This is a genomic window from Roseovarius salinarum (assembly GCF_002834145.1).
GTDB lineage: Bacteria > Pseudomonadota > Alphaproteobacteria > Rhodobacterales > Rhodobacteraceae > Roseovarius > Roseovarius salinarum.
The window spans coordinates 23,689-38,168 of sequence record NZ_PHNT01000014.1 but is presented as its reverse complement, the minus strand read 5'-3'; the positions used below and the strand labels follow the sequence as shown (position 1 = coordinate 38,168).

The following is a 14,480-nucleotide window of genomic DNA, read 5'->3' as shown; positions in this document are numbered from 1 at the left end:
CCGTCTGCATTAGGGAGACCGCCGATGGGCATAGACAAGCAAAGCGATTCCGAGGCCAACCTGCAGATCGGGCCGACCGACCGCGGCATGGTGCGTCTCTACGTCGAATCAGGCGGCGTCGAGATCCCGATGGATTTCACGCCCGAAGAGGCCGAGGAAATCGCCGGCGAGATCACCGCCGCCGCGCAAACCGCGAGAAAACGCTCGTCATGATCCCGGGTCGCGCAACCCCTGCAGCCGCCGCGCCGCATGCCGCGCGAACCGGCGCGTGAGCGCGCCGCGCCGGGCGCCCGCCAGTCTTGATTCGGGCGCCATGCGCAGGATTTCCGCGCCGAAACCGTCGGCGACGATAAGACCTGTTTCCGCCGGCAGAAGCTCGGCGGGAAAATCGGCATCCACGGCCCAGAAGAACCGGTCGCACCAGTCGAGGTAACCCTGCCATTTGGCGTCGGCGCGGAAATCGGCCCGGCCGGACTTGCACTCGATGACCCACAACTCGCCGCGCGGCCCCAGCGCCATGACATCCACGCGCTTGCCGCGCTCGGGCGCGAATTCCTCGATGCAGGCGAAATCGAGCTCGGCAAGATGCCGGCAGACCCCCCGGGCCAGACGCTGGCCGGGCATCAGGTTTGCTCCGTTGGGCTCGCTCATGGCCCGAATATGAACGAAAGGCGAACGTGTGCAACCCCCTTGCCGCCCGTCCGCGCGGGGACTAGGTAGGGCAGTGGCGGGTTCTGCCCTTCCCGTGCAAGGTTGCATTCCGCTGGCCTTAGACAAAACCGAGGGAGCTGGCTCTGTCCAGGCCGTGGTCTGGTTATACCGGCGCCCACCTGTGCATGCAGGTCCTCGGGAATGAGCGAACCGGACGGTTGCGTGCGGGCCCGCCACACCCTTCCTTCATGCGACAAACGAAAAAGGGGCGCCCGCGGCGCCCAGCCGTTCTCTTTAGAGTGGCTATATTAGGAACGATACAGGAACGCTTCGGAAAAATGTCATACTGGGCAATGTGTTAGCACGTTGCCCAGAGCTTGTCTCCGCGCGAAGATTTTTTCGCGAGCGCATTACGGGTCTAAAATCGAAGACCACGAGATTTGGAGGTTCTTGCGAGAACCTTCGACGGTCACCGGTACATAGCGACGTCCATCTCAAACGATATTGAAGAGTTCGCGGGTGTCGTGCTTCCAGATCCGATCCACGCGCGTCCCGTCCCAGTGGTACATGTAATGCGCGCCCTGTACCGGAATGGTGACGACATCCGGCCAGAACACGCCGATGCAGCGGCCGCCCGGGTGACGAACGCTTTCCCAGGTGACGCCGTCGCTCCCGGCGGCGCGGAGCGCGGCACCCTCGATCTGCGAGGGCCCGTAATTCACCGGGTCCCGGACGCCCGGAACGGCATCGACATCGTCGAGATCACGGTCGATAGATCCGACGAGAACGCGGAAATCCGAGGTCCAGCCGGGCGCCTCCGCGGTGGCCGCCATCATAACCTGGTGATGATGGATGGTCTCAGCCAAGGCCACCGTCTCGCTGTCACCGGCGTAGTAGATGCCGTAGCTACCGTCGGTGAACCGGCCCGGCCGCAGGGTCGAGCAGTGGACGAAGGGCGCCATGACCCAGCTCGCGCCGGCCCCGGCGACGCGGCGGGCCACGGGCACCTTCGACAGATCGCCAACGGCAGCGCTCATCGCCCCGTTCACCTTGGCGTCGGCGACCGTGATCGCCTCCCAGTCCGCGGGATCGGCGATGTCCTCGAAAAGGTCGATCGGCGGGTAGATCGCGCGGATGATCCGGTAGGTCTGCGGCCAGTCGACCCGGACAGGGGTCGCGGCACCGCTCACCATGCGCCGCGTTCAGCGTTCAGCCAGTCGCGCAGGGCGATCAGGTCCGTCATTTCGCCGCGGAGCATGACATCAAGCGCCGAGCGGCCCTCGAAGGCGGCGTTGGGCTTGCGGATCCATGCATAGCCGCGCTCGGGATCGCGGAAAAGGTAGCGAAGCCCCTTGTGGATGCCCATGAGCAGGGCCATCCGCATCCTCAGGTCGCGGTCGATCCGGCCGATCTGCCCGTCCTTCCAGCGCGCCCAGGTCCGCTTGGCCATGCCGCCGAGGAGCGTGCAGGCCTCGGCATCGGTGAGCTGCCAAGCCCGGAACAGGTTGACGGTTGTTCGCGCCAGTGCAGCCGCCTCGTCGTCGGTGATCGCAGGCGTGTCGGGCGTTGCGCGGGTCGGGGTGACGAGTTGCATGTCCATAGGCGCCTCCTTTGGCAATAATATATTTGTTTTTTGCCAAACGGCAAGTCGAGCCTAAAGAAATGTCTCCCGCTGGACCGTATGGAGAGGCTGGTCCAGAAAAAGAATCAGAAAGTCAGCCACATATCGGAATCGCCACCAGTTTTTTAGAGCATCACTCAATAGTTTGACGGAGCAACCTTATTCTAATCCAAATATGGGCATCATAACCACATAACGCCCACTCTAAAGTGAAGGGCTTGCCCGCGGCGCCCCCGTGGAATGTCTGCATGTTGCCGGCTTACGTCCGGCGACGCTCAGCGCTTGAGCCAGCTCGCGCGCTGGTCGCCCTCGTCGGCGCGAACGGGGATGGTGGCGTGCTGGCGCACCATCTCGCCCATGCGCTTGCCGCCGTCGTCGTCGTTGTCGTCATCGTCCTTCAGGCGCATGACGGCAATGCCGAACTGAACGCCGGCGAACACGATGCCGTTGGCGAACCACAGGATCGCGACGGCCAGGATCCCCTGCTCGGTGTGCGTCACCAGATGCCACAGGTTGGCCACGTTCAGGTAAAGCAACATGCCCACGAAGGCCGCCGCGATCGCGAACCCGATCGCGACATGGGTGATGTAAAGGCGTATGAGCTTGGGCATGGCGACGACTCCCTATCGTTTGGACGAAAGATATCTCAGGGACAGGATATCTCAAGAGCATCGGCGGCACACCGCCGCCGCCCCCGACAATTCGACGCGGGCGCCGAACGACCCGTGCTGCAAGGTGGCGGCTCAGAACGCTTCCGGTTTCGCCTCGCGCGCCATGTGGTCAAGCACCGCGTTCACCAGCTTCACCTCCTGTCCCTCGGGGTAGAAGCTCTTGGCGATGTCGATGTACTCCATGATGACGACCCGCGGCGGCGTTTCGGTTTCCACCAGTTCGGCGCCGGCGGCGCGGAACAGGGCGCGCAGCGTCGGATCGATCCGGTCGATCCGCCAGCGGGCCACCAGCGCGCGATCGGTCATCTGGTCGATCATCGCCTGCCGGTTCACGGCGTCGTCAAGCAGCCGGCCGAAAAGGTCGACGTCGCCATCGGCCATCTCGGTGTCATCGTCCAACTCGGCACCGAACCGGTGATGCAGGAATTCGCGGCGCACCGCGTCCACGCTCTGGCCGGAATGCTCCATCTGGAAAAGCGCCTGCACCGCGTAGAGGCGCGCGGCCGAGCGCATCCGCCGCCGCGCGTTGCCCGATATCTGGGGGTCGGGGGTCGTCATGCCTTGGGCGTGTCCTTGAGTTCGCCGGCGATGCGGTATTCCTCGGCCGCGGGCTTGAAGCCCACGCCCTCGCGCCGGCCGCCCCACTTACGGGCAAGCGCGATCAGATGCAAGGCCGCCGCCGCCGCACCCGCGCCCTTGTTCATCCGCTCAGGATCGGCACGCGCCTCGGCCTGGGCGCGGTTTTCGACCGTGAGGATGCCGTTGCCGATGCACAGCCCCTGCAACCCCAGCAGCATCAGCCCGCGCGAACTGTCGTTGCACACTGTCTCGTAATGGGTGGTTTCGCCCCGGATCACGCAGCCCAGCGCCACGTAGCCATCGAAATTCGAGAGCCGCTCGGCCATTCCGATCGCCGCCGGAAGTTCCAGCGCGCCGGGCACCTCCACCGTCTCGTGGGTGGCGCCCGTGGCCTCGATCTCGGCCGCGGCGCCGGAAATCAGGTTGTCGGCGATATCGCGGTAGAACGGTGCGACCGCCACGAGCAGCTTCACCGGCGAATCGAAGGCGGGGCGCGGCAGGCTGTATTCGGTCTCGGCCATGTCTCAGTCCTCGTCGCTGATGGGGCGGGTTCCGGTGATCGAGATGCCGTAGGCGTCCAGACCAAGGTAGCGCGTGTCGGGGCTGTCGGTCAGCAGGATCAGCTCGTGCAACCCCATGGTCGCCATGATCTGTGCGCCCAGCCCGGTCTGCTTGACGGTGCGCGGCCCCTCGTCCTCCTCCATCTCGCTCGAGAGTTTGGGGCGCGGCTGGCGGAACAGGAAGACCGCGCCGCGCCCCTCGCGCGCGATGATCTCCATCGCGCGGGGCAGCTTGTTGGGGGGCATCCCCCCTATGCCGAGCACGTCCTCGAGCGCGTTGAGCGCATGCGCGCGGGCCAGCACCGGCTTGCCGTCGGTGATGTCACCCTTGGTCAGGACGACGTGTTCGGTGCCGCTGATCTGGTCGGCGAAGATCCGCATCTGCCATTCGCCGCCATGTTCGGAATGGACGGTGGTGCGCCGCATCTCGCGCACCAGGTTGTCGTGCTTGTGGCGATAGGCGATGAGGTCGGAGATCGCGCCGATCTTCATGCCGTGGGCCTGCGCGAACGCGACGAGGTCGGGCAGCCGCGCCATGCTGCCGTCATCGCGCATGATCTCGCAGATCACGCCCGAGGGGTGCAGCCCCGCCAGTCGCGAGATATCCACCGCCGCCTCGGTGTGGCCTGCACGCACCAGCACCCCGCCCTGGCGCGCACGCAACGGGAAGACGTGCCCGGGCGTGGCGAGGTCGGCCATGGTGTTCTGGTCGTTGATCGCGGTGGCGATGGTGTGGGCGCGGTCGCCGGCCGAGATGCCGGTGGTCACCCCTTCGCGCGCCTCGATCGAGACGGTGAAGGCGGTTTCGTGGCGCGACGAATTGCGCTGCGCCATCATCGGCAGCCCGAGGTTGTCGACCCGCTCGGCCGTCATCGGCAGGCAGACCAGCCCGCGCCCGTGGGTGGCCATGAAGTTGATCGCCCTCGCGTCCGCGAATTCCGCGGGAATGACGAGATCGCCCTCGTTCTCGCGGTCCTCGTGATCGACAAGGATGAACATGCGCCCGGCGCGCGCCTCGGCGATGATTTCCTCGGTCGGGGCGATCACGCCACCGAACTCGGATTCGACCGGGCCCGGCTTCTCGAACGGCAGTCTGTCGGACATCTTGCCCTCTCGGCTGGTGCAGCCTGCCAGATAGCGCAGCCGCCCCCGGAACGCCAGAGGCGAACCGCGAGCGGCTGTGCACCGGCGTTCAGGCCGCGGGCGCGACGTGCCGGGCCTCGGCAAACGACAGCAGACGCTGGCGCCCCTCGTCCCAAAGGTGCAGACGCGCGCAATGCAGGCTTTCGCGCAACGTCACGCGTTGCGCCTCGGCCAGCGGCGGATGATCCCGCAGCACCTCGGTGAGACGATAGAACGGGATCCGCGCATAAAGGTGATGGACGTGGTGGATGCCGATGTTGGCGGTGAACCAGCGCAAAACGGCCGGCAGGTCGTAGTGCGATGCGCCGTGCAGCGCGGATTCGTGCAGTTGCCAGTCCTCGCCGCGGTCCCAGTGCGTATGCTCGAACTGGTGCTGGATGTAGAACAGCCATATCCCGATGGAGGCCGCGACAAGCAGCGTGGGCACGAAGACCAGCCAAAGCGCGGCCCAGCCGCCCAGCCACACGATGCCCGTCACCGCGACCGCCAGCGCGGCGTTCGTCGCCATTGCGCTGACCCAGACGCGCCAGCCGTCGCGCATCACCCCGAACGGCAGCCGGTTCTGGAACACGAAGACGTAGGTGGGCGCGAGCCCGAAGACCACCAGCGGATTGCGGTACAGGCGGTAGGCCAGCCGCATCGGCCAGCGCATCGCGCGGTATTCCTCGACCGTCAGCGTGGGGATGTCACCGGTGCCGCGCGCGTCGAGGTTGCCGGCCGTGGCGTGGTGTATCGCGTGCTTGCGCCGCCAAACGTCGTAGGGCGTGCAAGTCAGCACCCCGAGCGCACGCCCCACCCAGTCGTTCACCGCGCGCGGGCGGAAGAACGCGCCGTGACCGCAATCGTGCTGGATCATGAACACCCGCACGAGGAACAGGGCGTTGACCACCGACAGGCCCAGCGCCAGCCAGCCGCTGACCGGTAGCACCGCCAGGGCCGCGGCCCAGAGGGCCAGCAGCGGCCCGACGCTCACGGCCAGTTCGAACAGGCTGCGGCCGTGATGCGGATCGCGGTAGCGGGCCAGAACGCGCACCCAGTCGCGCGGATGCTCGGGCGTGGTCGGCGTGTGGCGTCCTGTGGTGTCAGTTGTCATGAAGAAATCGCGCGCTCCTTTGCCTGGGGCGCGGCGCCCCGCGCGGCCAGAGCATCGCCGCGGGCAGGCACCGGTCCTGCGGAAGAACCCGCGCCATCACGCGCGCGCCCCGTCTCGCCTTGTCGGGCCGACCGCGTAACAGTCGGGTCCGGCACTGTCCAACAAAGCTTTTGCGACAGGGCGACGGCGTGCCGTTCAGTCCAGCACGCTGCCGTCGACCTGGCGATCGCGCCGCAGGAAGGCGACGGCATCCTCGGCATTGTCGAAACTGCCGATTCTGCGCCCGCCGGCGTCGTGCATCTCCGCCGCGCCGCTGGCATCCACGCGCACCGTCGCAAGCACGCTGCCCTGCTGCGTCAGCTTCAGCGTGTCGGTTGGCCCCGCGATACGGGTCACCGTGATTTCGGCCTCGTCCATCTGCACCACTCCCTGTCGCCTGCCGGAGGGCGCGCCCCAACCGGTCGCTTCACCCTGTGCGCCGTAGAACACGGACGGGCCGTCATGACCACCCCCGATATCGGTGCGTGCACGATGGCCGGCCCCTCGGCGCCAATGCCTTGCGAAAGCCCCGGACAAGGGATTTCAGGACCCCGTGCCGCAGAAGGCACGCATCAGCCCTGGAATTGCCAGAGCGCGGGGACGAAGCGGTAGGCGTCGCCGTCGCGCTGGACGTGCCCGACGCCCGGGAAGGGGAAGTGGTAGCCCAGGATCGGCGTGCGGTCGGCCGCGGCCATGTCCAGCAGCTTGCGGCGTGTGGCGACGGTCTGTTCGCCGTCATGGTCGAAGTTGTTGTACCAGCCCGGCCGCGCGAAGTTGGTGTAGGCGTGGGTCAGCGCGTCGCCGGTGGCGATCAGCGAGGCGTCGCCGCTGTCCACCCGCACGCTCATGTGCCCCGGCGTGTGGCCCGGCGTGTCGAACAGCGTGACACCCGGCACGACCTCGTGACCGTCCTGCGCGAAAGTCCAGTCGGCGCCGGTCACCTCGATCGAGTTCACGGCCCCGAGGACGAACTGCTGGTCCTCGGCCGGCACGCGATCGACCAGCCCGTCCTGCATCCAGTAATCGTGCTCGGCCTGGCCGATGATGTAGTTCGCGCCGGGAATGACCGCCTCGTCGAAACCGTCGCGGATGCCCCAGATGTGGTCAGGGTGGGCATGTGTGATGACGACATGCGTGATCTCGAACGGATCGATGCCCGCGGCCTCGAGGTTCTGCATCAGTCGCCCCGTGGTGGGCATGAACCGGTTGCCCGAGCCCACGTCGACCAGAACGCGCGCGTCGCCCGTGTCGATGTAGAGGTGGTTGGTATGCGAATAGCCGTCCTCGGGCGACAGGAAATGCCGCTTGAGGAACGCCTTGACCTCCTCGCGGTCAGCGTTCACCGCAAGCCCGTCGGTGGGCAGCGAGAAGTAGCCGTCCGAGACGACCGTGACCCGCGCGTCACCGACGGAAAAGCGGAAATGCGCCGGGTTCGGCCCGTGCGGCTTGCCCAGCTCGGCCCGCGCCGCGGCCGGCATGGCCAGCGCCGGCGCGGCGGCGGCGAGTTTGAGAAGTTCGCGGCGCGTGGGCTTCATCAAGGTCATTGTCGGTCCTCCCCTCGTTTGCCCGCAGGATAGGGAAGCGACGCAACAACGCAATATGTTTCGTGAATATGTCGTCGGGCATCTGGCGCGGCCGCCTCTAAATCGGCCCATTGCTGCCGACGAGCGGCCCAGAAGGCACGCTAGGCCGGGCCCCGGCGGATCAAAAGCAACGGGACCAGGTCAATGAGCATGCGCATCGACGCCCCACGCATCGCGGCACCCGGCGGCAACCGGGCGAGCGAACTCGCCACGGCGGTGGCGCGGGCCTTGCGGCGCGACCGCATCCTGATCGCCGCCGTGGCGGTGCACATGGCGGCGGCCGCGGCACTGGCCGCCATGCTCGGCGTGCCATTCGAGTCGGGCACGGTTCCGATGCTGATCACGGCACTGACAAAGCTGCTGCCTTGTTTCCTTGCCATCCTCGTGGGCTGGCGCTTCGCGGTCATGGCCGTGGCCGTACGCCCGGCCCACCCGGTCCGGTGGCTGATCGACGACCTGCGCCGGCTGGCCGGCGAACCCGGCCGGCTGCTCGGCGGGCTGGCCGGGCTGGCCTGCATCTCTGTGCTGGCCGGCACTTCGGCGTTCGTCAAGGATCTGATCCCGATCATCAACCCCTTCGACTGGGACCCGGCCTTCGCCGCGCTGGACCGCGCGCTGCACGGCGGCCACGACCCCTACGCGCTGCTCATGCCGGTGCTGGGCAACCCGGTGGCGACCCGCATCCTCGACGCCGCATACTACCTGTGGTTCTTCCTGATCTACTTCGTCGTCATCGCGACCTGCTTCGACACCCGCAATCCCGTCCGCCGCGCCACGCTGTTGCTGGCCTTCGTGCTGACCTGGGTGGTGGGGGGCAACGCGCTGGCGATCGCGTTCTCGTCCGTCGGCCCGGTCTACTACGCGCCGCTGGGCTTCGGCGACGCCTTCGCCCCGTTGATGGAGCGGCTGCACGCGATCAACGCCGAAACCCCGATCTGGGCCGTGAAAGTGCATGCCATGCTCCTCGACGGTTACCTGAACGACGGCCCCGTGAAGGGCATTTCGGCGATGCCCAGCATGCACGTCGCCTGTGCCGCGCTGCTGGCCTTCCACGGGTTCACGGTGCGGCGCTGGATCGGCTGGGCGCTGGCGGGTTTCCTGGTCGTGATCCAGGTCGGCTCGGTCCACCTGGCGTGGCACTACGCAATCGACGGCTATTTCGGCATCGTCATCGCCGGTGCCTGCTGGCTGGCCGCGCGCGCCGTCGCCCGGCGGGTCGCCTGACCGCCCGCGGCGGGCCTCAGCCCCACTCGCGCAGGCGCGCGACGTAGCGCGCCAGCGTGTCGATCTCCAGGTTCACGGGATCCCCGACGGCGACCTCGCCCCATGTCGTCACCTTCTTGGTGTGGGGGATGAAGTTGATGCCGAAATCGGCGCCGGAGACCTCGTTGACGGTCAGGGAGGTGCCGTTGAGCGCGACCGACCCCTTGGGCGCGATGAACTTCGCGAGGTCATCGGGCGCGCGCAGGGTCACGCGGGTGCTGTCGCCTTCGTCCGCGACCGCCACGACTTCGGCGATGCCGTCGACATGGCCCGACACGATGTGCCCGCCCAGTTCGTCGCCCACCCTGAGCGCACGTTCGAGGTTCACGCGGCTGCCCTCGCGCCAGCGGTCGAGGTTGGTCTTCGACAGCGTCTCGGCCGAAGTCTCGACCTCGAACCAGTCCGGCCCGGTGGCCACCACCGTCAGGCATACGCCGTCGCAGGCGACCGACGCACCGATGTCGAGCCCCGCGGTGTCGTACCGTGTGCCCATGCGCACGCGCAGGTCGCCGCGCTGCTCGAGCGCGAGAACCTCGCCGATATCAGTGATGATGCCCGTGAACATGGCGCCGCTCCTGCGTGGTCTGATCCGGACCTAGCCGCCCGGCGTGGCGCTGGCAAGGCGGCGCCGGCACAAACGGGCCTTACTCAAGCCCGAATTTTCCGGTAGAACCCCGCGGATCAGAGGCAGAGCAGCCCGCCCGAGGACCACAGATGACCCGGCGCCAGGCCACCGAAGCGCGCAGTTTCCTTTTCCTGCAGGGGCCGCACGGCCCTTTCTTCGACCGGTTGGCCGGCGTGCTGCGCGACGCCGGGGCATGTGTCTGGCGCGTGGGCTTCAACGCCGGCGACCGCGCGTTCTGGCGCGACCGGGCCAGCTACATTCCCTACCGCGGCCGTCCCGAAGACTGGCCGGAGACCTTCGAACGGCTGGTGGCCGAGAAACAGGTCACCGACATCGTGCTCTACGGTGATACGCGGCCCGTCCATGCCGCCGCCGTGGAACGGGCGCGTGCCGCCGGCCTGCGCGTGCACGTGTTCGAGGAAGGCTACCTGCGGCCCTACTGGGTCACCTACGAACGCGGCGGCAGCAACGGCAACTCGCGCCTGATGGAAACCGATGTCGCGCAGATGCGCGCTGTGCTGGAAGAATCGGAAACCGACACCCTGCCGCCCCCGGCAAGCTGGGGCGACATGCGCCAGCACATCTTCTACGGCGCCGCCTACCACGGGTTCGTTCTGCTGGCCAACCACGGCTACCGCGAGTTCCGGCCCCACAGGGCACTGAACGTGTCGGCCGAGTTCCGTCTCTACCTGCGCCGCCTGCTCCTGATGCCATTTCAGGCGATCGACCGGTGGCTGGCCACGCGCCGCGTGCGGCGCGGCGGATTTCCCTATCACCTTGCCCTTCTACAGCTGGAACACGACGCGGCCTTCCAGGCGCATTCGCCCTTCGCGACAATGTGCGATTTCCTCGAGACGGTGATCACCGGCTTCGCCCGCGGCGCGCCGGCGCACCATCACCTCGTGGTCAAGGCCCACCCGCTGGAGGATGGCCGCGCCCCCGTGCGACGCTGCCTGCGCCGGCTGGCACGGGACAACGGCGTGGCCGATCGCGTGCATTACGTGCGCGGCGGCAAGCTGGCGCGCCTGCTGGACGAGGCGCGCACCGCCGTGACGGTCAATTCCACCGCCGGCCAACAGGTGCTGTGGCGCGGCATCCCGCTGCGCACGTTCGGCGCGGCGGTCTATGCAAAGCCCGAGTTCGTCTCGACGAGGCCGCTGGCCGATTTCTTCGCCGGCCCCGAACGTCCGGACCGGCGTGCCTACCGCGTGTTCCGACGCTACCTGCTGGAAACCAGCCAGATCCCCGGCGGCTTCTACTCGGCGCGCGGCCGGCGGCAGTTGCTGCGGTTGGCCGTGGACATGATGCTGGCCCACGAGGACCCATACGACGCGTTGGAATCCGGCACGGCGGCGCCGCGGCAACACTTGCGTCTCGTGCGCTGAGCGGCACAATTTCTAGCGCTGGATTTTACTGCCGGATTCCTGTAATTTAGCGGTAAAAGATAATCTGAGGCAGAACGAGAACAGGTCGAGGAGACCGAGCAGTGACATCCCAAACAACCCGGTGGGCGCGTGGCGTCGCCCTTATTGCTGCCGTGGCGCTCGTGGCGTCCTGTGGCGTGCTGCCCCGCACGGGCCCCAACAAGCGCGAAATCTATGCCGGCTCCGTCCAGAAGCAGGGCGATGCCTTCGTCGTGTCGGTCAACGACCGCGTGACGCGGGCGACCGCCGTGCGACCCGCACTCGGGTTTTCCGAGGAATTCAAGCGCGCCGGCAAGCTGGGGTCGGACACGATCCGACCCGGCGACACGCTGGGGCTGACGGTCTGGGAAAACGTCGACGACGGGCTGCTGTCCGGCGAGATGGGCAACCAGACCGTGCTGGAAGAGGTGCAGGTCGACGGCTCGGGGTTCATCTTCGTGCCCTACGCCGGACGCATCCGCGCCGCCGGCAACACGCCCGAGGCGGTGCGCCGCATCATCACCAGCAAGCTCGACGAGCAGACCCCCGACCCGCAGGTCGAGGTGCGCCGCCTGGCCGGCGACGGCGCGACCGTCTCGGTCGTGGGCGCGGTGGGCGCACAGGGCGTCTACCCGATCGAGCGGCCCACGCGCACGCTGTCGTCCATGCTGGCCGCCGCGGGCGGCGTGGCGATCGAACCCGAGGTCGCGCAGATCACGGTGATCCGCAACGGCCAGCGCGACAGGGTCTGGTTCCAGGATCTCTACAAGGACCCGTCGTTCGACATCGCGCTGCGCGCCGACGACCGCATCCTCGTGGAGCAGGACACCCGCGCCTTCACGGCGCTGGGCGCCACCGGCGCGCAGGCCCGCGTGCCCTTCGAGACCCAGACGCTCAGTGCGCTCGAGGCCATCGCCCAGGTCGGCGGGCTTCTGTCCAACGCCGCCGACCCCACGGGCGTCTTCGTTATGCGCAACGAACCGGCCGAGATCGCCAACCAGGTGCTCGGCCGCAGCGACCTGCAGGGCGCGCAACGGCTGATCTACGTGCTGGACCTGACCAAGCCCAACGGCATGTTCATGGCGCGCGATTTCTCGATCCGCGACGACGACACGCTCTATGTCACCGAGGCGCCGTTCACCCAGGCGAACAAGGCGATCTCGGCGCTCACCGGCACGCTGACGACGGTCGACACGCTCTCGGGGATCGGCGAAGACTAGTGCCGAAGACCGGCCACGGCCCCACCACGCCCGCCGGGGATGCCCCCCGGCGGGTTTTCTTCTACAACGCCGGGTTCGTGCGGCAACGACGGCTGCGGCGCATCCTCGCGCTGGCCGGCCACCCGCTGCGCCTTGGCTGGCCGCGGCCCGGCGACGGCGTGGCCGTGTGGGGCCGCAGCCCCCATGCCTGGCGCGGCGAGGCCGTCGCCGCCCGCACCGGCGCTGCGCTGCTGCGCGTGGAGGACGCCTTCCTGCGATCGATCCACCCCGGGCGCGCCGGAACGCCGCCGCTGGGTCTGCTGATCGACGGCCGCGGCGTGCATTTCGATGCCGAATCGCCGTCGGATCTCGAGGACCTGCTGGCCCACCACCCGCTGGACGACACGGGGCTGATGAACCGCGCCCGCGGCGCCATCGCGCGGCTGCAAGAGGCGCACCTGAGCAAGTACAATGCCCACGATCCGGGCCTGCGCTGCCCCGATCCCGGTTACGTGCTGGTCATCGACCAAACGCGCGGCGATGCCAGCGTCACCCACGGCGGGGCCTGCGCCGCGACCTTCCGCGACATGCTGGCCCGCGCCCGCGACGAGAACCCCGGCGCGCGAATCCTGATAAAGACCCACCCGGAAACGCGCGCAGGTCATCGGCCCGGCCACTTCGGCACGACCGACGCCGGCGGCCCCGTGCAGCTGCTGGATGCCCCGGTCAGCCCCTGGGCGCTTCTGGACGGGGCGATCGCCGTCTACACCGTCAGTTCCCAGCTGGGGTTCGAGGCCATATTCGCGGGCCACCGGCCGCAGGTTTTCGGCCGCCCGTTCTACGCCGGCTGGGGCCTGACCGTCGACCGCCACCCCGCGCCATTGCCGCGGCGCGGGCGCAACCTGAGCCGGGCACAGCTTTTCGCGGCGGCAATGATCCTTTATCCGGCATGGTACGACCCCTGCCGCGACAGGCTTTGCACGCTGGAAGACGCCATCGCCGCGCTCGAGGCCGAGGTCCGCGCGTGGCGCGAGGACCGTCACGGCTGGGTGGGCCACGGCATGCGGCTGTGGAAACGGCGCCCGTTGCAAGCCGTCTTCGGCCGCCACCGCGCCATGCGGTTCGAGCGTGCCGACACCACGCGGCGCCACATGGTCTGGGCGTCGGCCGGGGCGCCGGCAGCCCCCGAGAGCGCCGTCAGGGCCGAGGACGGGTTCCTGCGCTCGCGCGGGCTGGGCGCGGAACTGGTGCCGCCGGTATCGCTGGTGCTCGATGATCGCGGCATCTACTACGACCCGACGCGCCCCTCGCGACTGGACGCGCTGATCGACGCGCGGGCGCGGCTGCGCCAAGACCAGCGCGCGCGCGCCGAGGCGCTGATCGCGCGGATCACCCGGCTCGGCGTGTCGAAATACAACCTCGGCAGCGTGCCGCCGGCCCTGCCCGGGGGGCACCGCATCCTGGTGCCGGGACAGGTCGAGGACGATGCCTCGATCCGCCTCGGCGCCGGGGAGATCGCGACCAACCGCGCGCTGCTGGAACAGGTCCGGGCCGCGAACCCGGCCGCGCTGATCCTGTACAAGCCGCACCCGGACGTCGAGGCCGGCCTGCGACCGGGCCATGTGCCGGACGGGGTGCTGAAGGGGCTTGCCGATGTCGTCATCCGTGGCGCCGACCCGGCGACACTTCTGCCAGAGGTCGACGAGGTCTGGACCATGACCTCGCTTCTGGGGTTCGAGGCATTGCTGCGCGGCCTGCCCGTCACGACCACCGGCGCGCCCTTCTATGCCGGGTGGGGGCTGACGCGCGACCTCGGGCGAACGCCCGCGCGCCGCGCCGCGCGGCCCGGGCTGGCCGGCCTCGTGCACGCGGCGCTGATCGATTATCCACGGTATTTCGACCCGGTCACCCACCGCCCCTGCCCCGTGGAAGTGGCCGTGGACCGACTGGCAACCGGGCAGATCCCGCACCCCGGCCCGCTGAACCGCGCGCTCGCCAAGGTGCAGGGGGCCTTCGCCTCGCAGGCCCATCTCTGGCGGCGCTGAGCGCC

Annotated in this window: 16 protein-coding genes; 5 read left to right on the top strand and 11 right to left on the bottom strand. The window is 68.3% G+C overall.

What is annotated here, in order from left to right; translation table 11 throughout:
• Positions 1-24: 24 nt before the first annotated feature.
• Positions 25-213, top strand: a complete 189-nt coding sequence (locus tag CEF10_RS12665; protein ID WP_101068537.1) for a DUF6324 family protein — start codon at positions 25-27, stop codon at positions 211-213.
• On the opposite strand, the gene CEF10_RS12660 is transcribed toward CEF10_RS12665, so the two are convergent.
• From CEF10_RS12660 to CEF10_RS12615, 10 genes are all read right to left on the bottom strand, one after another.
• Positions 208-651 carry an MmcB family DNA repair protein gene (locus tag CEF10_RS12660; protein WP_232796501.1) on the bottom strand — a complete coding sequence of 148 codons (444 nt, stop codon included), beginning with the start codon at positions 649-651 and terminating at the stop codon, positions 208-210. The genes CEF10_RS12665 and CEF10_RS12660 overlap by 6 nt on opposite strands.
• A 494-nt stretch (positions 652-1,145) precedes the next feature.
• Positions 1,146-1,844, bottom strand: coding sequence for an RES family NAD+ phosphorylase (locus CEF10_RS12655; protein ID WP_101068536.1), 699 nt, complete (start codon positions 1,842-1,844; stop codon positions 1,146-1,148).
• Positions 1,838-2,251 carry an MbcA/ParS/Xre antitoxin family protein gene (locus tag CEF10_RS12650; protein ID WP_198586196.1) on the bottom strand — a complete coding sequence of 138 codons (414 nt, stop codon included), beginning with the start codon at positions 2,249-2,251 and terminating at the stop codon, positions 1,838-1,840. Before CEF10_RS12650 ends, CEF10_RS12655 begins: the two co-directional genes overlap by 7 nt.
• A gap of 296 nt (positions 2,252-2,547) precedes the next feature.
• Positions 2,548-2,883, bottom strand: coding sequence for a hypothetical protein (locus tag CEF10_RS12645; protein WP_101068535.1), 336 nt, complete (start codon positions 2,881-2,883; stop codon positions 2,548-2,550).
• A 132-nt stretch (positions 2,884-3,015) separates the two neighbouring features.
• Positions 3,016-3,501: a transcription antitermination factor NusB gene (gene nusB, locus CEF10_RS12640; RefSeq protein ID WP_101068534.1), complete on the bottom strand. Its 486-nt coding sequence runs from the start codon at positions 3,499-3,501 to the stop codon at positions 3,016-3,018.
• Positions 3,498-4,043: a 6,7-dimethyl-8-ribityllumazine synthase gene (locus CEF10_RS12635; protein ID WP_101068533.1), complete on the bottom strand. Its 546-nt coding sequence runs from the start codon at positions 4,041-4,043 to the stop codon at positions 3,498-3,500. The genes nusB and CEF10_RS12635 overlap by 4 nt, the downstream gene beginning before the upstream one ends.
• A gap of 3 nt (positions 4,044-4,046) precedes the next feature.
• On the bottom strand, positions 4,047-5,186 hold the full coding sequence (ribB, locus tag CEF10_RS12630; protein ID WP_101068532.1) for a 3,4-dihydroxy-2-butanone-4-phosphate synthase: 1,140 nt from the start codon (positions 5,184-5,186) through the stop codon (positions 4,047-4,049).
• An 88-nt stretch (positions 5,187-5,274) separates the two neighbouring features.
• The gene (locus CEF10_RS12625) at positions 5,275-6,318 is read right to left on the bottom strand and encodes a fatty acid desaturase (RefSeq protein WP_101068531.1); all 1,044 of its coding nucleotides are present in this window, start codon (positions 6,316-6,318) and stop codon (positions 5,275-5,277) included.
• A gap of 195 nt (positions 6,319-6,513) precedes the next feature.
• Positions 6,514-6,735 carry a hypothetical protein gene (locus CEF10_RS12620; protein ID WP_101068530.1) on the bottom strand — a complete coding sequence of 74 codons (222 nt, stop codon included), beginning with the start codon at positions 6,733-6,735 and terminating at the stop codon, positions 6,514-6,516.
• 194 nt (positions 6,736-6,929) lie between these two features.
• The gene (locus CEF10_RS12615; protein WP_101068529.1) at positions 6,930-7,901 is read right to left on the bottom strand and encodes an MBL fold metallo-hydrolase; all 972 of its coding nucleotides are present in this window, start codon (positions 7,899-7,901) and stop codon (positions 6,930-6,932) included.
• A gap of 183 nt (positions 7,902-8,084) precedes the next feature.
• On the opposite strand from CEF10_RS12615, the gene CEF10_RS12610 reads away from it, so the two are divergent.
• Complete coding sequence (locus CEF10_RS12610) at positions 8,085-9,164, top strand: phosphatase PAP2 family protein (protein WP_232796500.1); 1,080 nt, start codon at positions 8,085-8,087, stop codon at positions 9,162-9,164.
• A gap of 16 nt (positions 9,165-9,180) precedes the next feature.
• Here CEF10_RS12610 and CEF10_RS12605 read toward each other — a convergent pair whose 3' ends face one another.
• Positions 9,181-9,768, bottom strand: coding sequence for a riboflavin synthase (locus CEF10_RS12605; protein ID WP_101068528.1), 588 nt, complete (start codon positions 9,766-9,768; stop codon positions 9,181-9,183).
• A 149-nt stretch (positions 9,769-9,917) separates the two neighbouring features.
• Between CEF10_RS12605 and CEF10_RS12600 the strand changes: the two genes are divergently transcribed.
• The 3 genes from CEF10_RS12600 (at position 9,918) to CEF10_RS12590 (ending at position 14,475) form a co-directional block, all read left to right on the top strand.
• Positions 9,918-11,213: a capsule biosynthesis protein gene (locus tag CEF10_RS12600; protein WP_101068527.1), complete on the top strand. Its 1,296-nt coding sequence runs from the start codon at positions 9,918-9,920 to the stop codon at positions 11,211-11,213.
• Between the two features lie 101 nt (positions 11,214-11,314).
• On the top strand, positions 11,315-12,451 hold the full coding sequence (locus CEF10_RS12595; RefSeq protein ID WP_101068526.1) for a polysaccharide biosynthesis/export family protein: 1,137 nt from the start codon (positions 11,315-11,317) through the stop codon (positions 12,449-12,451).
• The gene (locus CEF10_RS12590; protein WP_232796499.1) at positions 12,451-14,475 is read left to right on the top strand and encodes a capsular polysaccharide biosynthesis protein; all 2,025 of its coding nucleotides are present in this window, start codon (positions 12,451-12,453) and stop codon (positions 14,473-14,475) included. The genes CEF10_RS12595 and CEF10_RS12590 overlap by 1 nt, the downstream gene beginning before the upstream one ends.
• Positions 14,476-14,480: the final 5 nt, after the last annotated feature.